The 23015-nt window shown below is 72.0% G+C and carries 19 protein-coding genes; 8 read left to right on the plus strand and 11 right to left on the minus strand.

The genetic code is table 11. The annotated features are described in order from the left end of the window. Positions 1-14: 14 nt before the first annotated feature. Complete coding sequence (locus ACIPTO_RS03475) at positions 15-170, minus strand: VenA family class IV lanthipeptide (protein WP_329347455.1); 156 nt, start codon at positions 168-170, stop codon at positions 15-17. Positions 171-214: 44 nt separating this feature from the next. Further along, positions 215-2920, minus strand: coding sequence for a class IV lanthionine synthetase LanL (lanL, locus tag ACIPTO_RS03480; RefSeq protein WP_401189155.1), 2706 nt, complete (start codon positions 2918-2920; stop codon positions 215-217). Positions 2921-3615: 695 nt separating this feature from the next. Between lanL and ACIPTO_RS03485 the strand changes: the two genes are divergently transcribed. Together ACIPTO_RS03485 and ACIPTO_RS03490 are read left to right on the plus strand one after the other, a co-directional pair. Beyond that, positions 3616-4206: a histidine phosphatase family protein gene (locus ACIPTO_RS03485; RefSeq protein ID WP_401189689.1), complete on the plus strand. Its 591-nt coding sequence runs from the start codon at positions 3616-3618 to the stop codon at positions 4204-4206. Positions 4207-4423: 217 nt separating this feature from the next. Next, a complete protein-coding gene (locus ACIPTO_RS03490; RefSeq protein WP_401189158.1) occupies positions 4424-5158 on the plus strand; it encodes a polysaccharide deacetylase family protein in 735 nt (244 codons plus the stop codon). 63 nt (positions 5159-5221) lie between these two features. Here the strand turns inward: ACIPTO_RS03490 and ACIPTO_RS03495 are convergent, their stop codons facing one another. After that, positions 5222-6232: a DUF2278 family protein gene (locus ACIPTO_RS03495; protein ID WP_401189691.1), complete on the minus strand. Its 1011-nt coding sequence runs from the start codon at positions 6230-6232 to the stop codon at positions 5222-5224. A gap of 202 nt (positions 6233-6434) precedes the next feature. Here ACIPTO_RS03495 and ACIPTO_RS03500 point away from each other — a divergent pair, with 202 nt between their 5' ends. Beyond that, entirely contained in the window at positions 6435-6875 is a 441-nt protein-coding gene (locus tag ACIPTO_RS03500) for an SRPBCC family protein (RefSeq protein ID WP_366311915.1), read from the plus strand. Between the two features lie 10 nt (positions 6876-6885). Here the strand turns inward: ACIPTO_RS03500 and ACIPTO_RS03505 are convergent, their stop codons facing one another. Then, the gene (locus ACIPTO_RS03505) at positions 6886-7527 is read right to left on the minus strand and encodes a LysE family translocator (protein ID WP_401189162.1); all 642 of its coding nucleotides are present in this window, start codon (positions 7525-7527) and stop codon (positions 6886-6888) included. 160 nt (positions 7528-7687) lie between these two features. Between ACIPTO_RS03505 and ACIPTO_RS03510 the strand changes: the two genes are divergently transcribed. Next, entirely contained in the window at positions 7688-9853 is a 2166-nt protein-coding gene (locus ACIPTO_RS03510; protein ID WP_401189165.1) for a serine/threonine-protein kinase, read from the plus strand. 10 nt (positions 9854-9863) lie between these two features. Here the strand turns inward: ACIPTO_RS03510 and ACIPTO_RS03515 are convergent, their stop codons facing one another. The 5 genes from ACIPTO_RS03515 to ACIPTO_RS03535 form a co-directional block, all read right to left on the minus strand. Beyond that, entirely contained in the window at positions 9864-11015 is a 1152-nt protein-coding gene (locus ACIPTO_RS03515; RefSeq protein WP_401189167.1) for an XdhC family protein, read from the minus strand. Positions 11016-11061: 46 nt separating this feature from the next. After that, a complete protein-coding gene (locus tag ACIPTO_RS03520) occupies positions 11062-12522 on the minus strand; it encodes an NCS2 family permease (protein WP_366311923.1) in 1461 nt (486 codons plus the stop codon). Between the two features lie 154 nt (positions 12523-12676). Next, entirely contained in the window at positions 12677-15061 is a 2385-nt protein-coding gene (locus ACIPTO_RS03525; protein ID WP_366311925.1) for a molybdopterin cofactor-binding domain-containing protein, read from the minus strand. A gap of 2 nt (positions 15062-15063) precedes the next feature. Continuing rightward, on the minus strand, positions 15064-15648 hold the full coding sequence (locus ACIPTO_RS03530; RefSeq protein ID WP_366311926.1) for a (2Fe-2S)-binding protein: 585 nt from the start codon (positions 15646-15648) through the stop codon (positions 15064-15066). Continuing rightward, positions 15648-16547, minus strand: a complete 900-nt coding sequence (locus tag ACIPTO_RS03535; RefSeq protein WP_366311928.1) for a xanthine dehydrogenase family protein subunit M — start codon at positions 16545-16547, stop codon at positions 15648-15650. Before ACIPTO_RS03535 ends, ACIPTO_RS03530 begins: the two co-directional genes overlap by 1 nt. Positions 16548-16870: 323 nt before the next feature. On the opposite strand from ACIPTO_RS03535, the gene ACIPTO_RS03540 reads away from it, so the two are divergent. Next, positions 16871-18544, plus strand: coding sequence for a PucR family transcriptional regulator (locus tag ACIPTO_RS03540; RefSeq protein WP_401189173.1), 1674 nt, complete (start codon positions 16871-16873; stop codon positions 18542-18544). 128 nt (positions 18545-18672) lie between these two features. After that, positions 18673-19455: a hypothetical protein gene (locus tag ACIPTO_RS03545; RefSeq protein WP_366311932.1), complete on the plus strand. Its 783-nt coding sequence runs from the start codon at positions 18673-18675 to the stop codon at positions 19453-19455. 1 nt (position 19456) lies between these two features. Here ACIPTO_RS03545 and ACIPTO_RS03550 read toward each other — a convergent pair whose 3' ends face one another. Next, positions 19457-19717 carry a hypothetical protein gene (locus ACIPTO_RS03550; protein ID WP_401189176.1) on the minus strand — a complete coding sequence of 87 codons (261 nt, stop codon included), beginning with the start codon at positions 19715-19717 and terminating at the stop codon, positions 19457-19459. A 128-nt stretch (positions 19718-19845) separates the two neighbouring features. After that, positions 19846-20652 carry a GntR family transcriptional regulator gene (locus ACIPTO_RS03555; protein WP_401189179.1) on the minus strand — a complete coding sequence of 269 codons (807 nt, stop codon included), beginning with the start codon at positions 20650-20652 and terminating at the stop codon, positions 19846-19848. Between the two features lie 158 nt (positions 20653-20810). On the opposite strand from ACIPTO_RS03555, the gene ACIPTO_RS03560 reads away from it, so the two are divergent. Then, positions 20811-21659, plus strand: a complete 849-nt coding sequence (locus ACIPTO_RS03560) for a (2Fe-2S)-binding protein (RefSeq protein WP_366311938.1) — start codon at positions 20811-20813, stop codon at positions 21657-21659. Positions 21660-21962: 303 nt separating this feature from the next. Next, a complete protein-coding gene (locus tag ACIPTO_RS03565; protein ID WP_366311940.1) occupies positions 21963-23006 on the plus strand; it encodes a DUF2637 domain-containing protein in 1044 nt (347 codons plus the stop codon). Positions 23007-23015: the final 9 nt, after the last annotated feature.

A 23015-nucleotide genomic window follows, 5' to 3' on the forward strand; every position in this document is an offset into this window, starting at 1 on the left:
GCCGGAGTGTCTGGCTAGGCGCAGCTGACGCCCACGCAGACGGTCTGGAGGATCGTCAGCAGGCCGACGCACGCACACGTTCCGGAGAACGAGGCTCCGTCGAAGTCGACCGGGTCGGTCTCCGGAAGGGCGTGCAGGTGGGCCAGCAGTTCGAGGGCCTGGTTCTCCATGACATTCTCCTTCTGTGAGCGGTGGCGACAGGGATTTCTGTCGCTCAACCCGGCTGCTGGACAGTCCAGTGCCGGGGGTCTGTGTGGAGGGTCCGCAGGAGGAATCCGAGGATTCCCGCGGAGCCGTCGCTCCAACTCGTCGAGACGTCTCCGTACTCGTTGGGGAAGACGATGTGGCTGCCCCGGTGGGCGCGTTCGGAGACGATGAGCCGGGCAAGGTCGTCGGCCATCGCGCGGTACGCGGGGTCACCGGTCGCGTCGGCCATGTCGAGCAGGAAGTCCCCGTTCCCCGCCAGTCCGTGGCACTGGGTGAGGGCGGCGCGGGAGGCGCGCTCCAGCACGGCGTGGGTGGCGCCGCGGGCGAGGTCGTCGTAGCGCTCGTCCCCGGTCCGCCGCCCGAGTCGGATCAGGAAGGATCCGATGCCGGCCGAACCGTGGCACCAGTACGGGGCTGTCGGCGGGTCCGTGGCCTGGGACGGCCACTGGGTCGCGGGGCCGACCGGTACGGCGTGGGCCACGAGGTGTTCTCCCGCCGCCACGGCCAGCTCCAGGTGCCGTGGATCGTCGGAGATCGCGGCGGCGGTGAGCAGGAAGCTGCCGATGCCGGCCGTTCCGTGGGCGAAGCCCAGGTAGCGCTTGCCCGCCTCCTCCGACACGGCTTCCGCGGGGACGGGCCAGCTCGCGCCGGCCGGCGGCTCGGGCTGTGCGGCGGCCACCAGCCGGTCGGCCGCGTCGGTGACCAGCTCGGCCAGGCGCGGGTCGCCCGTCCGGTGCCACAGGTGGGCGGCGGCGAGTCCGCTGCCCGCCGAGCCGTGCGTGATGTCGTGGCTGGGCGTCGACTCCAGGGGGGCCAGCGCCAGGGCCGACGCGTGCTCCATGAGCGTACGGTCGTCGACGGCCCGCCCGGCGTCGTACAGCGCCCAGGCGATTCCCCGGCCACCGAAGTGCAGGCCCGGGCGGATGGACTTCAGGTCGCTGCGCGCGGCGATCCAGCGGCCCGCGGTGGAGAGGAGCTCCGGCAGGCGTGGGTCGCCGGTCAGCTCGAAGCAGCGGGTCAGGACCGCCAGCACACCGGCCGCGCCCTGCTGGACGGTGCAGGGGTCGGTCTCCCCGGCCAGGACGGACACGGGCCACAGCCGTGGATGGTCGGCGGGGGTCATCGAATCGACGAGGTGGTTCACCATCCCTGCGACCGTGGCCTCGACACCGGCCCGTGGCGTGGTGTCCGGCCGAGCCGTCCGCGCCCGTCCGGCGGCGTGGCGACCCCGTCCGGCTGTGCGGCGTCCCGGTCGCGGCGGGTCCGGTTCCCGGAGCGCGGCACGTGCCCTGGCGGTGTCCCAGCGCTCGCCGGGGTCGTCCCTCATCAGCCCGAGGATCGTCTCCACCACGGTGTCCGGCAGGCGCAGGGTGCCGGACACCGTGGTCAGCCACTCGGCGAGCCGCTGCTCGGCGGGCCGGTCTGCCGGTTCCTCGGGCAGCAGGTTCGGCACCTTCCCGCAGAGCACGAAGCACACGGTGGCACCGAGGCTGTAGTAGTCGGCCGTCGGGGAGACCGGGGCGTCCACCAGGCGTTCCGGGGCGCTGAACCCCGGCGTCCCCACTTTCGTCGGGAGTGCGGCGTCGCCCTCCAGGACGGCGAGCTCCAGGTCGATGAGGCGCAGTTCCCCGTCGGGGCGGACCATGACGTTGCCGGGCGTGAAGTCCCGCAGGACGCAGCCGTGGGCGTGGGCCTGCGAGACCAGTTCCACCAGCCGGCCGACCTGGGCGAGCGCGTCGGCCCGGTAGCGTTCGCTTCCGACGTCGCGGAAGCGTTCGGCGACCCAGACGCGCAGGGGCACGCCCGGCACTTCCTCCTGGGCGAGGAACAGGTGCCCGCCCATCTCGAACATGGCGACCGGCTCCGGCGCCAGGCCGGTGTGCGTCAGCTTCTCCAGTGTCCTGGCCTCGGCCCGCAGCCAGTCGCGGACGTCGGAGCCGGACGCGTCGCCCTCGACGTGCGGCCGGGCCTCCTTGATCACGACACCGCCGCCCGTGGTGACGTCGGTGCCCCGGTACACACCGCCCTTGTTGGTGTGCCGGATCGCCTCCCGGACCGAGAACCGCCCGCCGAGCACCACCGGGCTCCGCTTCGCCTTCTCCTTCTTCGGCGGAAGGGGCAACGAGGCGGGGAAGGGGCTGACCGCCCAGGGGGGTGGCGCATACTGCCCGGTGCGCTTGTCCTCCACCGGATTGCCGTCCGGGTCCTCGATGAACCACACCAGCAGTCCCTGCTCCGACAGCCGCCGCCGGCCGACGAATGCGCCGTAGCGGTAGTGCACGAGACTGTGCGGGGCGTACGGCTGGTCCGACAGAATCCGGGGGCCGGCCAGTCCCGCCGTGGCCTCGTGCAGTGCCAGCGCCAATCGGGCCGCGTCACTGTCGGTCGGCGGATAGACCGTGATGAACTTGCCGGCATTTCCCCGTGGTGTGGCGCGGGAATTGAGCGCGCTCACCTGTTCGAGAGACCGGACGAACTTGAATACCGAGTCGTCGAGCAGGAGTACGTCCAGTGCCCTTACGAGGACTTCCGGTGCGGAGGCGGACGTAGCGGAAACATGCAGTTTCCAGCCTTGTCGGCGTTGCATTCCGGACTCGGGGGCGAGACGGCACCACATCTCTTCCGCGTCGGCGGTCCAACGTGCGCTCGTACCCGTGGCCTGTAATGCCCGGTTGAGCAGACTTTCGAGGTCGACTTCGGTTGCGTGGCTCATCGTGCGTGCCCCTCCCAACGGTGAGAACCGCTGAGAGAGATATTCCTTCAGTAGGAATAAATGCACAACGAGATCCAGCGAGCGCTCGGTGTTACAAAGGCGAAAGGTGGCGCAGTCCGGCGCATATAGACGGCGCATATTCCTTCCCATAGAAATAATACTCCACCCGTTCGAATACGTGATCATCCGCGCCCATGAAAGCAAACAGTTCGAGTCGATTTGTTTCGGATTTGTCGTTTATTGTTTCACTTCATCGCGCCGGGCGGTCGCATCGAGGTCGCGCCGGATATTCCAAGATCGACGGACGGGACAGACGGTGCGGCCGGTGCGGATGACACGGTTGGGTCCGGTATCCGCGAGCAAAGGAATGTGAATTCTGGGGAGCAAAGGAGTTCCTGATACCGATCTGCCGGAATTCCCGCTTCCCATCGCCCCTCCAAGACCGCCCCGCAAAGGGACCAGAAAAGGAACGGAAAGCAGGTTTCCTCCGGTCGGACAAAGGGAACGCCCCCGCGAATCCGTGGACCTGCCGCCTCCCCGCACGCGAAGAATCCACGCGCAATGCCGGCCGCACCGGGCGTCGAACCAGCAACGGCCTTGCCGCACGGAGGACTTGAGGCCGTCACACATTCATGGAGAACCCGGTCCCCGTGAGGGACGATGTCCGCCACAGCCCGGACAACTGGAGCGACGACGTGACCAGCCGCATCACCCTGATCTCGCCCGCGATGAACCGGTCCCTGCGGGAGACCCGGTTCGACGACGGGTGCCCGCTCGACCCGAGTGGCGCGGCGCGGGCCGCGGCCGTCGCCGGTTCCCTGCGGGCGGCCGACCGGGTGCTGGTCTCGCCCAGCGCGCGGTGCCGGGAGACCGCGTCCGCGCTGGGCCTGTCGGCCGTGGTGGAACCGGAGCTGGCGGCGCTGGACATGGGGCGGTGGCGGGGCCTGACGCTCGACGAGGTGATGGGGCGGGAGCCGGACGCGGTGATGGGCTGGCTGACCGACCCGGACGCGGTGCCTCATGGCGGGGAGTCGGTACGGGGGCTCTGCGAGCGGGCCGTGCGGTGGCTGGAGGTGGCGGGCGGGTCCGAGGGGCGGACCCTCGCGGTGGTCGAGCAGGAGTTCGTGCGGGCCGTCGTGGTCTCGGTCCTCGGCGCTCCCGGGGCCGCGTTCTGGCGGCTCGACGTGGCGCCGCTCACCGCGACCGAGGTCAGCGGGCGGGGCGGGCGGTGGAACGTGCGGCTCGGGCGGGAGTTGGGGGACGGGAGTGGGGGCGGGCAGCGGTGAACGCCGGGTGGGACCGGTAGTCGCTTGACTGCCGGCCGGTGCGGGGCCGGTCGCGCAGTTCCCCGCGCCCCCAAGGGCGCTGTGCCGGACGGGATCGGTCGAGGCTACCCCGCTATACACCCCGTATATACTCGCTATGTATAGTCCCGACATGTCAACTTTGAGGTCTCTGCGCAAGAAGAGGGAAAGAAGCCGGGGCGGGTTGCGTGGTGTCGGCATGTTCGTGGTGGGCCTGGCGGTGGTGCTGGCGTCCAGTGGGTGTGGCAGGGGTGATACGACCGCGCCGGCCACCGCCCGCGCCGAAGGGGGGTCGGGTGCCGCGCCGGCGCGTTTCGGGGCGGTCGACTGCCGTGAGGTGAAGTGCGTCGCGCTGACCTTCGACGCCGGGCCGAGCGAGAACTCGGCGCGGTTGCTCGACGTGCTGAAGGAGAAGCAGGTCCCGGCGACCTTCTTCCTGCTCGGCAAGCGGCACATCGAGAAGTACCCGGAGCTGGTCGCGCGCATGGCGGCCGAGGGGCACGAGGTGGCCAGCCACACCTGGGACCACCGGATCCTGACCCGGCTGTCCCCCGCGCGGATACGCGACGAACTGGACCGCACGAACACCGCGATAGAGCGCATCACCGGCGAGCGGCCCACGCTGATGCGTCCGCCGCAGGGCCGTACCGACGGCACCGTGCACAGGATCTGCCGGGAGCTGGGCCTCTCGGAGGTGCTGTGGAGCGTCACCGCGAAGGACTACGCGACCACCGACTCAGCGCTGATCACCGAGCGCGTCCTCGCCCAGGTCTCCCGCGACGGCATCATCCTGCTGCACGACCTGTACGAGGGCACCGTGCCCGCCGTCCCGGACGTCATCGACGCGCTGAAGGAGCGGGGGTACGTGTTCGTGACCGTGCCGCAGCTGCTCGCGCCGGGGAGCGCCGAGCCGGGGAAGGTCTACCGCCCCTGAGCCGCCAGGCCGGACGGAGTCGCTCCCCGGCCGGACAACTCCCCTTCTACGCGGGCCGGTTGGTCAGAAGACCAGGGTCCAGCCCTCGCGGGCGGCCTGGTCCGCGGTGTACGAGACGCCGTGCGCCTTGAGGCCGTCCGCGTCAAGGAGGGTGATCTCGCCGCCCTGGTTGCCGAGTTGGACGCCGTCGGTGAGCGGGACGAGGAGGGTGGCACCCGGCGCGAGGAGGCCGGGCGGTACCGCGCAGGCGTGGCCGAGCCGGTCCCGGATGCGCCAGCCGGCCGGGTCGAGCGGGTCGGGTGAGGCGTTGATCAGCGTCACGCTCTCCGACTCGGGCGCCGGACCACGCGGGTTGACCAGGGCCGCCACGACACGCAGCGGCCGGCCGCCGGGGTCGGGGCGTGAACCGTCCGTGCCCTCCAGGGTGTGGCCGGTGGCGTCGTCGGTGTGCCAGGACTGGCTCTGGAAGGCGAGGAAGATGCCGACCCACCGGGACTGCGCCGGGAAGTGGATGAGGAGGCCGCCGTCCTGCCAGACGCCGTCGTCGCCGCTGAACCGGCGGCTGTTGCCCTGGTTCATGTGGATGTCGTGGACGCCGTTGCCGGGCAGGAAGCCGAACACCTTGTCCTTGACGGTCGGTTCGGGCCCGAAGCGCTCGCCGAAGACGTACAGCCGCGCGTCCGGGTCGTCCACCGCGCGGCGCACGTAGTGGTCGAGGAGGTCGGCGAGGTCGTTGTCGGGGCCGCTCGCGTCCGGCGGCAGCGTGCGCATGCCCGCCGGGTCGAAGAGGTTGCCGCGCACGAAGTCGAGGTTCGGGCCGCCGGGGCCGGGAAGCAGGGTGTTCCAGCCGCTCGGCAGGCCCTCCAGGCGGGCGGTGACCGGGTGCTGGAAGTCCTCGCTGACGAGGTAGAGCAGCTCGGAGGGCTGCTCCGCCGACAGGACGTTGACGGCGGCCCGGAAGTGTGTGCCCGAGTCGTCCGTGAGATGGATCTGGTAGTGCGGTGTTCCGGCGGCGCCCTCGCGCCTCGTGTCGACCGCGCGTGTGATCAGAACGCCGTAGGCCTTCAGCGGCATGACGACCAACTCCCCCTGCGGGCAGGCGGGATGCCCGCCCATGCGGGCAAGCGTAGGGGGGAGGCACGCGCTCCGGACCGGCCGCGGGGAAACTCGCGGCGGCGGTCCGGTGTACGCCCCCGGACCTGTGAACCGCTAGGCCAAGGGTGTGAGCCCTCGGCGAAAGTACCGCCGATCAAGAAGCGTTCTCTACGATCCAGACATGGTCGACTTCCGTCTCGAACGCACTGCCCCTCTCCCGCTCGACGAGGCGTGGCGCCGGTTGACGGACTGGCCGCGCCACGCCGACGTGGTGCCGCTGACCCGGGTCACCGTGGTCACTCCCCCGCCGACCGCCGAGGGCACGGTCTTCGTGGCCCGCTCCGGGCTCGGGCCGCTCGGTTTCGACGACCGTATGGAGGTCACGGTGTGGCGTCCGCCGACGGACGACGAGCCGGGTCTGGTCCGGCTGGAGAAACGGGGCCGGGTCGTCCTGGGCTGGGCCGAGATCGAGGTGCGGCCGGGGCCCGGAGGCCGTAGCCGCGTGGTGTGGGAGGAGGAGCTGCGGGTCCGCTTCCTGCCGCGCCTCTTCGACGGACCGCTGCGGTGGACGGCCCGGTCGATGTTCGGGCGGGCGGTGAACGGCCTGCTGCGGCGGGAGTGAGCCCGCCTCCTCAGTCCTTGCGGCCCGTCACCGCGACCGTCACCCCGAGGCCGATCATCGTGAGGCCGCCGACCCCGCCCACCGCGGACAGCCGCCGGGGTGACCGCGCGAACCAGTTCCTTGCGGTGGACGCGGCCAGCCCCCACACGCTGTCGGAGGCCACGGCGATGAGGTTGAAGACGAGGCCGAGGAGCAGCATCTGCGCGGTCACATGCCCCTGTTCGCGGTCCACGAACTGGGGCAGCACGGCGGCGAAGAACACGATGGTCTTGGGGTTGGCCACCCCGACGGCGAACCCTTCCCAGAGGGTGCGCAGTCCGCTGTGCGGGACAGTCTCCTCACCCGTGAACGCGGCCCGCAGCGAGCCGCGTTGACGCCAGGCCCGCACTCCGAGGTACACCAGGTAGGCGGCGCCGGCGAGCTTCAGTGCCGTGAAGACGAGCACCGAGCGTTCCACCAGCGATCCGACGCCGAGCGCGACCGCGACGACGAGCAGATAGGCGCCGAGGGTGTTGCCGACGACGGTGGTCAGCGCGGCCCGGCGGCCGTGGGCGAGGGCGCGGCCGATCACGAACAGCACGCTGGGGCCGGGGACGATGATCAGCAGGAAGGACAGGGCCGCGAAGGCGAGCAGTCGGTCGGTGGACACCATGGGGCCATGGAAGGTGCGGGCGCCCCGGGCCCGCAACCCATTTCCCTCTCCCCGCCTCCGTGCCCCGCGAGGTCGATGTCCCGTGAGGTGGACGAACGCCCTAGTGTGAGGGGCCTGGACGGCCCGTTCGGGCACGGAATCAGGAAAGGTGACCGGCGCCATGTCGCTTCGCCCCGGGGACACGGAGTCGATCGGCGGATACGCGCTGGTCGACCGGCTCGGCAGCGGCGGGATGGGCGTCGTGTATCTGGGGCGTTCGGCCTCGGGACGGCAGGTCGCCGTCAAGGTCGTGCACGCGCAGTACGCGCTGGACGAGGAGTTCCGGGCCCGTTTCCGGCAGGAGATCGCGGCGGCCCGCCGGGTGAGCGGCGCCTTCACCGCCCCGGTCGTGGACGCCGACGCGGACGCCGAGGTGCCGTGGATGGCCACGCTCTACGTGCCGGGCCGCACGCTGGCCGAAGTCGTCGAGCGGGACGGCCCGTTGGTGGGCGGTGCCCTGCGTACGCTCGCGCTGGGACTGGTCGAGGCGCTCCGGGACATCCATCAAGCGGGCGTCGTGCACCGGGACTTGAAGCCGAGCAACGTGCTGCTGGCCGAGGACGGCCCGCGCGTCATCGACTTCGGCATCTCCCGCGCGGCCGACAACCAGTCCCTCACCGTCACCGGCCGGCTGATCGGCACCCCGCCCTTCATGTCCCCGGAGCAGTTCGCCGCGCCCCGGGACGTCACGGCCGCCTCCGATGTCTTCTCCCTCGGTTCGCTCCTCGTCTACGCGGCCACCGGCAACCGGCCCTTCGACGGCGCCAGCCCGTATCTGACGGGCTATCAGGTCATGCACGAGCAGCCGAGGCTGGACGGGGTGGCCGAGCCGCTGCGGAGCATCGCGGAGCGCTGTCTGGACAAGGACGCGGCGGCCCGTCCCCGACTGGCCGACCTGCACGGCCTGTTGCTGGACCTGCCCGACGCGGAGTCCGGGTCCGGGGAGGGGGCCTGGCCCACCGTGGTGACGGACGGTCCCCGCGTGCCGTACCCCCGTCCCGGCGCCCCGGAGACGGTCCCGAGCGACGGCCGGCGACCGCGCCGGGCCCGGCGGTCGGTCATCGCCGCGGCCACCGCGGTCGCCGTCTCCGTGCTCGGCCTGACGACCCTGCACTGGATGTCGGAGCGCCCCGCGGACGCCGGCACCCCGGCCGCGTCCACGTCCGCCGCCGCCATGGCGCTGCCCGCCGGCTGGCAGCCGTGGCGGTCGAGCCTGCTCACCGGCAAGACGGGCGAGCCCCTCGACTACGGAGAGTCCGGCTGTGTGGCGGGCGGCACCGCCGTGTACTGCGCGGGCACCGGCTTCACGGTCACCGCGCTCGACTCCGCCTCCGGCCGGGTCGGCTGGCGCTCGGGCACCAGTCCGGAGACCTCGCGCCCGGTCGGCGTCCGGGACGGCCGCGTCTACACCTACGTCAAGCCGGACTCGTCCGAGAGCTACATCCCCCGGCGCCTGGTCGCCCTCGACGCGCGGACCGGCACCCAGCTCTGGAAGCACCCGGTCAGCGAGGACCGCAACGCCGTGCTGTTCGACGGCGGCATCCTGGCGATGGACGTGGACGCGACCCGGTTCGTCGCCTACGACGCGTCCGGCCGCCAGCTGTGGACCGCCGCCGCGAAGTCGCCGAGCGGCGACGCCTGCACCCCGGCCGTGCTGGGCGGCGCCCCCTACGGCCTGTGCACGCCGGAGGACGATCCCAGCAAGGGCGACACCGGCCTGCTGCGCCTCGACCCGAGGACCGGCACGGCGAAGGAGGTCGGCCGACTGCCCGTCGGGGCGGATCCGTTGGGCGTGAGCGGCGGGCGGCTGCTGTTCGCGGTGCCGAAGTTGGCGGAGGGCGTCTTCGGCAGCGGCGAGGACCAGCCGTACACCGCCCTGGACGAGGTGGACCCGGCCGGCGGGAGCGCGCGGGTCCCGCTGCCGGGCGCCTGGCGCGGCACGCCCACCCTCGTCGACGGCGTGATCTACTTCGTCCGCCCGAACGGCACGGTCACCGCCGTCCGCGCGGCCGACGGCAAGCGGCTGTGGCAGCGGGAGACGGACACCGAGAATCTGTCGACGCCGGTGTACTCGGCGAAGTTTGGCCGGCTCTACTTCTCCAACCGGTTCGGCCGGCTGCTCGCCCTGGACCGGGGCACCGGAGCCGTCGAGTGGAGCACGTCGGCGCTGTCGAACGCCGGTGACTCGACGGCCGACACCACACCGTCCGTGCTGCTCGTCAAGGACGCGGTCGTGGCCGTGGCGGGCGACACCGCCTTCTCCGTACGGCCGCCCGCGGCGCGCTGAGCCGTAGCGCTCAGGCCACCGAACCGATCCGTCCCGCGGGCAGCGACGTCGCGTCATGGTGGATCGGGGTGTGCGCGCCGGTGAGCGGGACGCCGCTGCCGCCGCGCCGGTTGGCGACGATCTCCGCCGCGATCGACAGGGCCGTCTCCTCGGGTGTCCGGGCGCCGAGGTCGAGGCCGATCGGGGACCGCAGGCGGGCCAGCTCCAGTTCGGTGACGCCGACGTGGCGCAGGCGTTCGTTGCGGTCCAGGTGCGTGCGCCGGGAGCCCATCGCGCCGACGTAGGCGACCGGCAGGCGCAGCGCGAGGTGGAGCAGCGGTACGTCGAACTTGGCGTCGTGGGTGAGGACGCACAGGACGGTGCGGGCGTCGACGTCCGTGCGGGCGAGGTAGGTGTGCGGCCACTCGACGACGATCTCGTCGGCGTCGGGGAAGCGGGTCCGGGTGGCGAAGACGGGGCGCGCGTCGCACACCGTCACGCGGTAGCCGAGGAACCTGCCGACGCGGACCAGGGCGGAGGCGAAGTCGATCGCGCCGAACACGATCATCCGGGGCGGCGGCACCGAGGACTCGACGAGGACGGTGAGCGGGGCCCCGCACCGGGAGCCCTGCTCGCCGATCTCCAGGGTGCCGGTGCGGCCCGCGTCCAGGTGGGCGCCGGCCTCGGCCGCGACCGTGCGGTCCAGTTCGGGGTGGGCGCCGAACCCGCCGTCGTAGGAGCCGTCGGGGTGGACGACGATCGCTCGTCCCCGCAGGGCGGCCGGGCCCGCGACGATGCGGGCGAGGGCCGCCGCCCCGCCGTCGGCCGCGGTCGAGAGGGCGGTGGTGATCACCGGTCGGGCGGGGTCTTCGGCCCGTACCGGTGTGACGAGGATGTCGATGACTCCGCCGCAGGTCAGGCCGACGGCGAAGGCGTCCTCGTCGCTGTAGCCGAAGCGCTCCAGGACGGTTTCGCCGTCGGCGAGCGCCTGTCGGCACAGCTCGTACACCGCGCCTTCCACGCAGCCCCCGGAGACCGAGCCGATCGCCGTGCCGTCGGTGTCCACCGCGAGGGCGGCGCCGGGCTGGCGGGGTGCGCTGCCGCCGACGGCCACCACGGTGGCGACGGCGAAGTCGCGGCCCTGCTCGACCCACCGGTGCAGCTCTTCGGCGATGTCCAGCATCTCTCGGTCTCCTAACGGGGGTGCGGGGAAAGGGGGTCGGGGGCGGCTAGTGCACGCCCAGCCAGCTCTCCAGGGGGTTGAGGGCGAAGTACACGAGGAAGATGACCGTCAGCCCCCACATGAAGGCGCCGACCTCGCGCGCCCTGCCCTGGGCGGTCTTGATGGCGACGTAGGAGATGACTCCCGCCGAGACGCCCGCGGTGATGCTGTAGGTGAACGGCATCACGACCACCGTCAGGAACACCGGGATCGCGGTGGCGCGGTCGGCCCAGTCCACGTGGCGGGCGTTCATCAGCATCATCGAGCCGATGACGACGAGGGCGGCGGACGCGACCTCCTGCGGGACGATCGCGGTGACCGGGGTGAAGAAGAGACAGGCGGCGAAGAACAGGCCGGTGACGACGGAGGCCAGGCCGGTGCGGGCGCCCTCGCCCACCCCGGTCGCCGACTCGATGAAGACGGTCTGGCCGGAGCCGCCCGCCACCCCGCCGATCGCGCCGCCCGCGCCGTCGATGAACAGTGCCTTGGACAGGCCCGGCATACGGCCCTTGTCGTCGGCGAGCCTGGCCTCGGTGCCGACGCCGATGATGGTGGCCATCGCGTCGAAGAAGCCGGCCAGCACGAGGGTGAACACGATCATGCCGACCGTCATCGCGCCGACCTTGCCCCAGCCGCCGAACTCCACATGGCCGAAGAGCGAGAAGTCCGGCATCGAGACGGCGCTGCCGTGCAGTTCGGGGGCGGCGCCGCTGGCCCACTGCTTGGGGGCGATGACCCCGGCGGCGTTGAGGATCGAGGCGACGACCGTGCCGGTGATGATGCCGATGAGGATCGCGCCGGGCATGTTGCGGGCCTGGAGCATGAAGATCAGCAGCAGGGTGCCGGCGAACAACAGGACGGGCCAGCCCGCGAGTTCGCCCGCCGGGCCCAGGGTCAGCGGGGTCGCCTTGCCCTGGTGCACGAAGCCGGATTTGTAGAAGCCGATGAGCGCGATGAACAGGCCGATGCCCATCGTGATGCCGTGTTTCAGGGCGAGCGGGATCGCGTTCATGATCATCTCGCGCAGGCCGGTGACGACCAGCAGCATGATGACCACGCCGTACAGGACGCACATGCCCATCGCCTGCGGCCAGGTCATCTGCGGGGCGACCTGCGAGGAGAGCACACCGGAGACGGAGAGGCCGGCGGCGAGCGCCAGGGGCACCTTGCCGACGAAGCCCATCAGGAGGGTGGTGAGGGCCGCCGCGAACGCGGTCGCGGTGATCAGGCCCTTCTGGCCGAGCGTGTCTCCCGCGACGTCCTTGCCGGACAGGATCAACGGGTTGAGCAGCAGGATGTACGCCATCGCCATGAAGGTGGTGATTCCGCCGCGCACCTCACGCGCGACGGTCGATTCCCGCCGGGATATGTGGAAGTACCGGTCCAGCCAGGACCGTCCGGCGGGGACGCGGGTTCCTTCTCCCGAGTCCTCGGCGGCGGTTCTGGGTTCCACTGACTGCTGGGTCATGGGGCCATCTCCCAAGGTTCACAGGGGCACCCGTCGGCCGCCTCGGCGGCGCGCGGGATTTGGGATGGACGACCCGGGGGACGGCCCGAGACGAACAAGGGGGCCTGGGGGGACCGAGTCCCCCCAGGGCGTCACCGGTGGCGATCCCGGAGGATCACGTGCCCGTGAGGTGCTCCGGGCGTACCGGCGTCCGGTTCAGTTCCAGTCCGGTCGCGTTCCGGATCGCCGCGAGGACGGCCGGGGTCGACGACAGGGTGGGGGCCTCGCCGATGCCGCGCAGCCCGTACGGGGCGTGCTCGTCGGCGAGTTCGAGCACATCGACCGGAATGGTCGGGGTGTCGAGGATGGTGGGGATCAGGTAGTCCGTGAAGGACGGGTTCCTGACCTTGGCGGTCTTGGGGTCGACGATGATCTCCTCCATGACCGCGACGCCGAGACCCTGGGTGGTGCCGCCCTGGATCTGGCCGATGACGGACAGCGGGTTGAGCGCCTTGCCGACGTCCTGCGCGCAGGCCAGCTCGATCACCTTGACCAGGCCGAGTTCGGTGTCGACCTCGACGACGGCGCGGTGCGCGGCGAACGTGTACTGGACGTGGCCGAAGCCCTGTCCGGTGCGGAGGTCGAAGGGCTCGGTCGCGCGGTGGCGCCACTCGGCCTCGATCTCGACGGACTCGCCCTCGAGGACGTCGGCGAGATCGGCGAGGACCTCGCCGCCGTCGGTGACGACTTTGCCGCCCTCCAGGAGGAGTTCGGCGGTGGCCCAGGCCGGGTGGTAGGTGCCGAGCTTGCGCCGGCCCATCTCCAGGACCTTCTCGCGGACCAGCTCGCAGGAGTTCTTGACGGCGCCGCCGGTGACGTAGGTCTGCCGGGACGCGGAGGTCGAACCGGCGCTGCCCACCTGGGTGTCGGCGGGGTGGATCGTGACCTGCGTGACGCCCAGCTCCGTGCGGGCGATCTGCGCGTGGACGGTGACGCCGCCCTGGCCGACCTCGGCCATCGCGGTGTGCACGACGGCGACGGGCTCTCCGCCCGCGACCTCCAGGCGGACCTTGGCCGTCGAGTAGTCGTCGAAGCCCTCGGAGAAGCCGACGTTCTTGATGCCGACCGCGTAGCCGACGCCCCGCACGACGCCTTCGCCGTGCGTGGTGTTGGACAGACCGCCCGGCAGCTGCCGTACGTCGGCGTCCGCTCCGGCCGCGAGCCACTGCTGCTCGGGCGGCATGGGCATCGCCTTGACCCGGCGCAGGAGTTCGGCGACCGGCGCCGGGGAGTCGACCGGCTGCCCGGTCGGCATGATCGTGCCCTGTTCCATCGCGTTGAGCTGACGGAACGCGACCCGGTCCATGCCCACCTTGTCGGCGAGCTTGTCCATCTGGGCCTCGTAGGCGAAGCACGCCTGGACCGCGCCGAAGCCGCGCATCGCGCCGCAGGGCGGGTTGTTGGTGTAGAGCGCGATGGCCTCGATGTCGACGTTGTCGACGACGTACGGGCCGGCGCCCAGGGAGGAGGCGTTGCCCACGACCGCCGGGGAGGCCGACGCGTAGGCGCCGCCGTCCAGGACGATCCGGGCCTTGAGGTGGGTGAGCTTGCCGTCCTTCGTCGCGCCGTGCTCGTAGAAGAGCTTGGCGGGGTGGCGGTGGACGTGGCCGAAGAAGGACTCGAAGCGGTTGTAGACGATCTTCACCGGTTTACCGGTGCGCAGGGCCAGCAGGCAGGCGTGGATCTGCATCGACAGGTCCTCGCGCCCGCCGAACGCGCCGCCGACGCCGGACAGCGTCATACGGACCTTGTCCTCGGGCAGGCCGAGGACGGGCGCGATCTGCTTGAGGTCGGAGTGCAGCCACTGGGTCGCGATGTAGAGGTCGACGCCGCCGTCCTCGGAGGGCACGGCGAGTCCCGACTCCGGGCCGAGGAAGGCCTGGTCCTGCATGCCGAAGGTGTACTCGCCCCGGACGATGAAGTCGGCCTTCGCGGCGGCCTGTTCGACGTCTCCGCGGACGATGGGCTGCCGGTGCACGATGTTGGGGTGCGGGACATGGCCGATGTGGTGGTCGTCGCGGCCCTCGTGGATGAGGATCGCGTCCGGCGCGGTCGCGGACGCCTCGTCGGTGATGACGGGGAGTTCGCGGTACTCGACCTTGATCTTCGCGGCGGCGCGGCGCGCGGTCTCCGGGTGGTCGGCGGCGACGATCGCGACCGGCTCGCCGTGGTGGCGGACCTTGCCGTGCGCGAGGACCGGGGTGTCCTGGATCTCCAGGCCGTAGTTCTTCACGTCGGTCGGCAGGTCGTCGTAGGTCATGACGGCGTAGACGCCCGGGGTCTTCAGGGCCTCGGCGGTGTCGATGGAGACGATCTCGGCGTGCGCGACGGTGGAGCGCAGGATCTGGCCCCAGAGCATGTCCTCGTGCCACATGTCCGAGGAGTACGCGAACTCGCCGGTGACCTTGAGGGTGCCGTCCGGGCGGAGCGTGGACTCGCCGATGCCGCCCTTGGTCCCGGAGCGCTGGGTGAGGTTCGTGGGGGTGCCGGTGGTGCCCATGGTCAGACCGCCTCTCCCTGCCGGGCGGCCGCCAGGCGGACCGCGTCCATGATCTTCTCGTAGCCGGTGCAGCGGCACAGGTTGCCCGAGAGCGCCTCGCGGATGTCCGCGTCGGTCGGGGTGGGGTTGTGCTCCAGCATCTCGTCGGCGGCGACGAGGAGTCCGGGGGTGCAGAAGCCGCACTGGACCGCGCCCGCGTCGATGAACGCCTGCTGGATCGGGGCGAGCCGTGTGCCCTCGCCGGTCTGCGAGTCGAGCGGTTTCGCCGTCCAGCCCTTGGCCTCGTCGACGGAGGTGCCGCAGCCGCCCGTCGCACAGCTCCCGTGCTCGGCGCGCTGCTTGGCGTAGTCCGCGAGCCCTTCGACGGTGACGACCTCGCGGCCCTCGACCTGGCCGGCGGCGACGAGGCAGGAACACACCGGGATGCCGTCGAGGCGGACCGTGCAGGAGCCGCACTCGCCCTGCTCGCAGGCGTTCTTGGAGCCGGGCAGTCCCATGCGTTCCCGCAGGACGTAGAGGAGGCTCTCGCCCTCCCACACGTCGTCCGCTTCCTGCGGGCGGCCGTTGACGGTGAAGTTGACGCGCATCAGGCGGCACTCCCCTTCTCGTTGGAGCGGCCGTCCGTGCGGCGGTACGACTCCCAGGTCCAGGTCAGGGTGCGGCGGGCCATGACGCCGACCGCGTGGCGGCGATAGCTCGCGGTGCCGCGGACGTCGTCGATCGGGTTGCAGGCGGCGGAGCACAGGTCCGCGAACTGCTTGGCGACCGACGGGGTGATGATCCGGCCGTTGTCCCAGAAGCCGCCCTCGTCGAGTGCGGCGTTCAGGAATTCCTCGGCGGCCTTCGCCCGTACGGGGGTCGGCGCGGCCGATCCGATGCCGGTGCGGACCGTGCGGGTGGCGGGGTGCAGGGCGAGGCCGAAGGCGCAGACAGCGATGACCATCGCGTTGCGGGTCCCGACCTTGGAGTACTGCTGGGGGCCGTCGGCCTTCTTGATGTGCACGGCCCGGATCAGCTCGTCGGGCGCGAGCGCGTTGCGCTTCACGCCGGTGTAGAAGTCGTCGATCGGGATACGGCGGCTGCCGCGCACCGACTCGGCCTCGACCTCGGCGCCGGCCGCGAGGAGCGCGGGGTGGGCGTCGCCGGCCGGGGAGGCGGTGCCGAGGTTGCCGCCGACGCCGCCGCGGTTGCGGATCTGCGGGGAGGCGACCGTGTGCGAGGCGAGGGAGAGGCCCGGCAGTTCGGCGCGCAGGTTCTCCATGATGCGGGTGTAGGGGACCGAGGCCCCGAGCCGCACGCTGTCGGCGCCGACCTCCCACTCGTAGAGGTCGCCGATGCGGTTCAGGTCGAGCAGGTACTCGGGCCTGCGGTGGTCGAAGTTGATCTCGACCATCACATCGGTGCCGCCCGCGATCGGTACTGCGGTGGGGTGCTCGGCCTTCGCGGCGAGCGCCTCCTCCCAGCTGGCGGGGCGAAGGAAGTCCATGACCGGCTCTCTTCTTCGTCTCGTGGGTCGTACGGGGGTCGTACGGATCAAGCCAGTTCGTGTGCGGCGGGTCCGGCTCGTTCATGCGCTGTTCATGCAGCGTGGGCTCAGTACACAGCGCGGTGCGCTGAGCGGGTCAGTCACGGAAACCATGAAGGAGTTGGCTGGCCAGCACGGGCATCTTGTAGATTCATATGAACGGAGGTCATCAGTAACCCTTCCGCTTCCCTGTGGAAACGTGGGAAACAGCCCCGCACGGCCCCGCAACCACAGCACCTCTTGGTTCATCGTAGTTTTCTAGACAAAGAACGGCGGCGACGGCGATGCGGCTGCGCGCACTTCTGGACACCGGGGCGCTGGGGCTGCGGCTGCTCGGCGGCGAGGACGAGCTGGACCGCACGGTCCGCGGGGTGATGACCACCGACCTGCGCGATCCCAGCCGCTACCTTTCCGGCGGCGAACTGGTCCTCACCGGCCTGGCCTGGCGCCGGTACGCGGCCGACACCGAGCCGTTCGTACGGCTCCTGGTGACCGCGGGGGTGGCCGCGCTGGCCGCCGGCGAGGCCGAGCTGGGCGACATCCCGGACGACCTGGTGACCGCCTGCGCCCGGCACCGGCTGCCGCTGTTCGCGGTCAACGAGTCGGTGGCGTTCGCGACGATCACCGAGCATGTCGTACGGCAGGTGTCGGGCGAGCGGGCCGGTGACCTCGCGGCCGTGGTGGACCGGCACCGCCGGATGATGACCTCGGGTCCCGCGGGGGGCGGCCCGGACGTGGTCCTCGACCTGCTGGGCTCGGACCTGGATCTGCGGGCGTGGGTGCTGTCGCCGACCGGCCGGCTCATAGCGGGCTCGAAGGTGTCGGGTCCCGCGCTGCCCGCCGAGGTGTGCGCGCGGCTGGCCGCCGAGCAGCTGGCCGCCGCCCGCACGGGCCGCCGGGGACCGCACCGGCTGACTCTCGGCGCGTCGACGTACTCGCTCTTCCCGGTCCGCGGCGGCGGGCGCGCCCCGCAGGGCTCGCGGGACGTGCGCGAGACGGTGCTGTCGGACTGGCTGCTCGCGGTGGAGGCGGACGCCGGGGACTGGCCGGACGAACGGCTCGACCTGCTCCAGGGCGTCACCCAGCTGATCGCGGTCGAGCGGGACCGGCGGGACGCGGCGCGCACGGTCCGTAGACGGCTCGCGCAGGAGGTCCTGGAGCTGGTCCAGACGGGTGCCGCGCCCGCCGAGATCGCCGCGCGCCTGCGGGTCGCCGCTCCCGTGCTGCTGCCCGGGCTCGGCGCGGCCCCGCACTGGCAGGTGGTCGTCGCCCGGGTCGAGTGGGACGGCGCCGACGTCGAGGCGGGCCCGGTCGCCCAGTCGCTGCTGGAGGAGATCCTGGTCGACCCGCGGGCGACGGGCCCGGAGCCCTCCGACCGCATCGCGGTGGCCCACTCGGGCGACGAGGCGATCGCGCTGGTACCGCTGCCGGCGGTGTCGGCGGAGCACGACGGCTCCGAGTCGGGGATCCACGCGGACGTGCTGCTGGACGCCGTACGGGATCCGCTGGCGGCCGGGCTCGACGGCGACGGGCGGGTGACGCTCGGGGTGAGCGCGGCCGTGCACTCGGCGGAGGGGCTGCGCGGGGCGCTGGAGGAGGCGCGGCACGCGCGGCGGGTCGCGGCGGCGCGTCCCGGGCGGGTGTGCGCGGCGGGTCATCAGGAGCTGGCCTCGCACGTCCTGCTGCTGCCGTTCGTGCCGGACGACGTGCGGCGGGCGTTCACCGCACGGCTGCTCGACCCGCTGCGGGACTACGACCGCCGGCACCGCGCGGAGCTGATCCCGACGCTGGAGGCGTTCCTGGAGTGCGACGGTTCCTGGACGCGCTGCGCGGCCCGGCTGCACCTGCACGTCAACACGCTGCGCTACCGGGTCGGCCGGATCGAGCAGTTGACGAGTCGTGACCTCTCGCGCCTTGAGGACAAGCTGGATTTCTTCCTGGCGCTGCGGATGAGCTGACCCGGGGCCGGCCCGGCGATCCCACGACTTTGTGAATTCTTTCACCCAGCCCCTTGGCCGGGCCCCGGGATTCGTGCTGAGATGCGGCCACCACTCAACAGCTCAATGGTGTGCTCGGGGAGGGCAACGTGGCGCTTTCCGCCATGTCCGGAATCGGAACGACCGAAGGCGACGATCCCCTCCAGACCGCGGTGTGGCGGCTGCGCTCGCGGGCCTGCTGGGCCGACGCGGCGGCGCTGCTGCGGCCCGAGTCCGCGGCACCGGCCCTCCAGCGGACCGCGCTGCTCGTGGAGCGGTGTCTCTACACCGAGCAGGGCTGGGAGGACGCCGAGGACGCGCTGCGGACGGCCGAGGCGCTGGCCCACAGCGACGACGAGCGGGGCGCGGCGGCCTGCGAGCGCGGGCACCTCGCCTACGCGGCCACGCTGCACGGGGTGCGCGACCGGGCCGACGAGGCGCGGGCCGCGCTCGGGCGGGCGGCGGCGCTGATCCCGCCGGACGGCGCCGGTCGGGCGCTGCTGGACTTCCGGCGGGGGCTGCTCGCGGAGAACCTGGCGCGTTCGCCGCAGGCCGCGCGGGCCGCGTACCGGCGGGCGCACGCGGGGGCCGCCGACCAGGCCGACCCGCTGCTGCTGTCGTTCACCTACCGTCATCTGGCCGGACTGGCCCTGCGGGACGGGGAGTTGGCCGAGGCCCGGCACGGCTTCGCCGAATCCCTGCGGATCCGGGAGGAGTTGGGCTACCTCGTCGGTACGGCACCGGCGCTCGCCTCGCTCGCGGACGCGGAGGCCGAGCCGGAGGCGTCGCGGCTGCGCGAGGAGGCGCGGCGGCTGTTCAGGCTGCTGGGTGGTGTACCGACGTGGCTGGCACGGCAGTTGGCGATTCCGGCGCCGGGTGCGGCGTCGGCGTAGGTCAGGCGTGGTCGGTACGGCTCTGCACGACGTTCACGACGTGATGGACGAAGTGCAGGACGGACGAACGGAGTTCGGGGTCGCGGGCGACCAGCACGGCGACGGCGACGAGCAGCAGGAAGGTCAGGAGGCCGCCGCGTGACGAGCCGGAGTGGCCGCGCCGGGCGCCCGTCAGGGCGGCACGCATGCCGTCCTGCGCCGCCTGGCGCGCGGACTGTTCGGCGCCGCGCCGTGCGGCCTGCTGGCCGGGATTCGGAAACATCGGCGTTCTCCCCCACGGATCGGTCGGTCCTCTCCGTGGGGCACGCCGGCGCCGGGCGGGCGGGTTCCCACCGCGGCGTCCGGTGGCCGGACCCGGACCCGCTCGTGACCGGAGTCACATATCCATGGTCACGTGGTTCCCGCGAAGTGCTCCCGCACCAGTGACTGCGCCACGTCCCACTCCCCGGCGCCCAACGCGTCGAGGAGCGCGAGGTGTTCGGCCGCGTCCGCGACCAGGTCGGCCCGTCCGCGCGTGACCGGCCCGCCGACCAGCGGCCACTGGGCGCGCCGGTGCAGGTCCTCGGCGATCTGCACGAGCTGCTCGTTCCCGGCGAGGGCGAGGACCCCTCGGTGGAAGGCGCGGTCGGACTCGGCGTAGGTCGCCCGGCACCCGGAGGCCGCGGCGCGGACGGTGCTCTCGGCCAGCGGGCGCAGGTCGGCCCAGCGCGCGGCGGGCACGGTCCGGGCCAGCCGGAGCATCACGGGGACCTCGATCAGGGCGCGGATCTCGGCCAGTTCGGCGAGTTCGCGGGCGCCGCGCTCGATGACGCGGAAGCCGCGGTTCGGTACGACCTCGACGGCGCCCTCGGTGGCGAGCTGCTGCATGGCCTCGCGGACGGGGGTGGCGGAGACGCCGAACCGGTCGCCGAGCGCGGGCGCGGAGTAGACCTCGCCGGGGGTCAGTTCACCGCCGACGAGCGCGGTGCGCAGCGCGTCGAGGATCTGGCCGCGCACGGAGGACCGCTGGACGACCGCACGGGGAGGCTGGATCGGTGTCTCGCTGTGGGTGTGCTCGCCGCGCACATCGCCCGTGCCGTCCGCGCCGCCCCGGTCCCGGTCCACGTCGGCGGCGCGCGGCTGCGGCGGCACCCGGGTACCCCGGGGGCGGGGATCGGGGACACCCGTACCGGCGGAGCTCTGCGTGCCCTGCTTCACGGGTCCTCCTCCGGACGTGTCGGTACTTGGGGTCATTACGGCGGCTTGTTACTCGTCCGTCAAGCACCTTAGGCGCAGATCGGACTAGTTCAAATCCTTGACGGGATGGGTAAGGTAAGCCTTACCTCTAAAACCAACGGCGAATCGGTGGTCCCGGCATGCCCCTGCCTTCTTCGGCCACAGCGGACGCGTACGCCCGCCTCACCGAGGTCGTCCCCGGGCTCGGGATCACGGAACTCGGCCCGGACCAGCCGACCCCCACCGGCGGCGGCTGGGCCTCGGCGGCGGCGCTCGCGGAGGGCGGCGCGGGCCTGGAGGCGTTCCTCGCCTGGGACGACGCCCAGGTCCTTCGCGACCACGGCCGCCGGGGGCGCCCGGACGTGATAGCCACCTTCGGCCTGCACCGCTACTCCTGGCCGGTCGTCCTCCTCTTCACCGTCCCGTGGTTCCTGCACCGCCGCGTCCCCCGCCTCCCTGTGACCCACGTCTCCTACGACCGCACGGCCGCGGGGTACGACATGGGCCTGCTGGCCGTCCGTCCCGACGTCTTCGCCTGTCTGCCCGGCGACCCGGCCGCGGCCCTGCCCGGCGCCCGGGTGGTCGCCGACGAGGAGGCGCTGCGGGCGGAGGTGCGCGCCGCGGTCGCCGAGCACATGGAACCCGTACTGGCCGGCTTCGGGCCGCGGATGCGCCGGCGGGGCCGCGCACTGTGGGGCATGGCGACCGACGAGGTCGTCGAGGGCATCTGGTACGTCGCCGACCTCTTCGGCGAACAGCCGCGGGCCGTACGGGAGTTGGAGCGGCTGCTGCCGGGATCCACGAAGCCGTACGTCGGTTCGGCCGCGTTCCGCGAGGTGACCGGACCAGGCGGCGAGGCGCTGCCCACCCGGGACCGGGCGAGCTGCTGCATGTACTACACGCTGGACGCGGACGACGCCTGCGCGACCTGCCCGCGCACCTGTGAGACCGAGCGGGTCACCAAGCTGCTGGCCGCCACCGCGAGTTGAGGGACCCTCAGTCACAGGCACCCCTCGACGCCCGCTAGGATCAGCCCCGAACGAGGCACCCACCCGGTTACAGGGGATTCACAACTTCCTCACTTGTCGCAGGAACTTTCCGTGGAACCACCCGTACGGGTAGTCTTATTCGAACTCAACTCCCGCCCCTCAAGCGGCAGTTCGAGCAGAAAGCCGTCCTGGGCATCCCCTTGCACCTCCTTGGCGGCCTCTTGCCCCGAAAACGCCTGAGGGCCGTTGGGATTGGGCCACTATGGCGGGCGTTACGCCCTATCCCAATGCAAGGGACCCCAGATGAGACTGACCGACATATCGCTTAACTGGCTGCTTCCCGGCGCCGTACTGCTCCTGGGCATGCTGGCGGCGGTTGCGGTGCTCGCGCGGAGCAAGCGGTCCGCCGGGGAGCACGCGAAAGACGACTCGTGGGAGCGCACGGAGGAGCGCCGCAGGCGCAAGGAGGCCATATACGGCATCGCCTCCTACGTCCTTCTGTTCTGCTGTGCGGCGGTCGCCGCGGCACTCTCCTTCCACGGACTCGTCGGCTTCGGCCAGGAGAACCTCGGCCTCACCGACGGCTGGGAGTACCTGGTTCCGTTCGGCCTCGACGGCGCGGCCATGTTCTGTTCCGTCCTCGCGGTCCGCGAGGCCAGCCACGGTGACGCGGCCCTCGGCTCGCGCATACTCGTGTGGACGTTCGCGGCCGCGGCCGCCTGGTTCAACTGGGTGCACGCGCCCAGGGGTGTCGACCACGCGGGTGCTCCGCAGTTCTTCTCCGGCATGTCCCTGTCGGCCGCGGTCCTCTTCGACCGCGCGCTGAAGCAGACCCGCCGGGCCGCGCTGCGCGAGCAGGGTCTGGTGCCGCGTCCGCTGCCGCAGATCCGTATCGTCCGCTGGCTGCGGGCTCCCCGGGAGACCTACAGCGCCTGGTCGCTGATGCTCCTGGAGAACGTGCGCAGCCTGGACGAGGCGGTCGACGAGGTGCGCGAGGACAAGGCGAAGAAGGAGGAGACCCGACTGCGCCGCCGCGACCAGCAGCGGATCGAGCGGGCCCAGCTCAAGGCCATAAGCCGGGGGCAGCGCGGCCTCATCGGCCGGGGCGGCGGCCGGTCGTCGGAACCGCAGGCCCTGGAGCGTGGCGGCTCCGGACAAGCATCCGCGGAGCCTGCTCTATCGACGCCGGAACAACTGCCGGTTCGCACGCGTCCCTCACTCCAGCCAGTCCGCGGGGCATCTGACCCGATAACCGTCGACCTCACCGCCGAGGACGACACCATGGCCCTGCCGCGTCTCGACTCCCTGGAGCGCAAGCTCAAGGACCTGGAGCAGCAGTTCGGCTGAGCCGGAGAG

It is taken from the genome of Streptomyces sp. NPDC090083, assembly GCF_044747445.1.
Lineage (GTDB): Bacteria > Actinomycetota > Actinomycetes > Streptomycetales > Streptomycetaceae > Streptomyces.

Coding starts and splice junctions, on each gene's coding strand:
- ACIPTO_RS03475 (WP_329347455.1), bottom strand. CDS start 170: ATGGAGAACCAGGCCCTCGAACTGCTGGCCCACCTGCACGCCCTTCCG.
- lanL (WP_401189155.1), bottom strand. CDS start 2,920: ATGAGCCACGCAACCGAAGTCGACCTCGAAAGTCTGCTCAACCGGGCA.
- ACIPTO_RS03490 (WP_401189158.1), top strand. CDS start 4,424: ATGTTCGTGGTGGGCCTGGCGGTGGTGCTGGCGTCCAGTGGGTGTGGC.
- ACIPTO_RS03495 (WP_401189691.1), bottom strand. CDS start 6,232: ATGCCGCTGAAGGCCTACGGCGTTCTGATCACACGCGCGGTCGACACG.
- ACIPTO_RS03500 (WP_366311915.1), top strand. CDS start 6,435: ATGGTCGACTTCCGTCTCGAACGCACTGCCCCTCTCCCGCTCGACGAG.
- ACIPTO_RS03505 (WP_401189162.1), bottom strand. CDS start 7,527: ATGGTGTCCACCGACCGACTGCTCGCCTTCGCGGCCCTGTCCTTCCTG.
- ACIPTO_RS03510 (WP_401189165.1), top strand. CDS start 7,688: ATGTCGCTTCGCCCCGGGGACACGGAGTCGATCGGCGGATACGCGCTG.
- ACIPTO_RS03515 (WP_401189167.1), bottom strand. CDS start 11,015: ATGCTGGACATCGCCGAAGAGCTGCACCGGTGGGTCGAGCAGGGCCGC.
- ACIPTO_RS03520 (WP_366311923.1), bottom strand. CDS start 12,522: ATGACCCAGCAGTCAGTGGAACCCAGAACCGCCGCCGAGGACTCGGGA.
- ACIPTO_RS03525 (WP_366311925.1), bottom strand. CDS start 15,061: ATGGGCACCACCGGCACCCCCACGAACCTCACCCAGCGCTCCGGGACC.
- ACIPTO_RS03530 (WP_366311926.1), bottom strand. CDS start 15,648: ATGCGCGTCAACTTCACCGTCAACGGCCGCCCGCAGGAAGCGGACGAC.
- ACIPTO_RS03535 (WP_366311928.1), bottom strand. CDS start 16,547: ATGGACTTCCTTCGCCCCGCCAGCTGGGAGGAGGCGCTCGCCGCGAAG.
- ACIPTO_RS03540 (WP_401189173.1), top strand. CDS start 16,871: ATGCGGCTGCGCGCACTTCTGGACACCGGGGCGCTGGGGCTGCGGCTG.
- ACIPTO_RS03550 (WP_401189176.1), bottom strand. CDS start 19,717: ATGTTTCCGAATCCCGGCCAGCAGGCCGCACGGCGCGGCGCCGAACAG.
- ACIPTO_RS03560 (WP_366311938.1), top strand. CDS start 20,811: ATGCCCCTGCCTTCTTCGGCCACAGCGGACGCGTACGCCCGCCTCACC.
- ACIPTO_RS03565 (WP_366311940.1), top strand. CDS start 21,963: ATGAGACTGACCGACATATCGCTTAACTGGCTGCTTCCCGGCGCCGTA.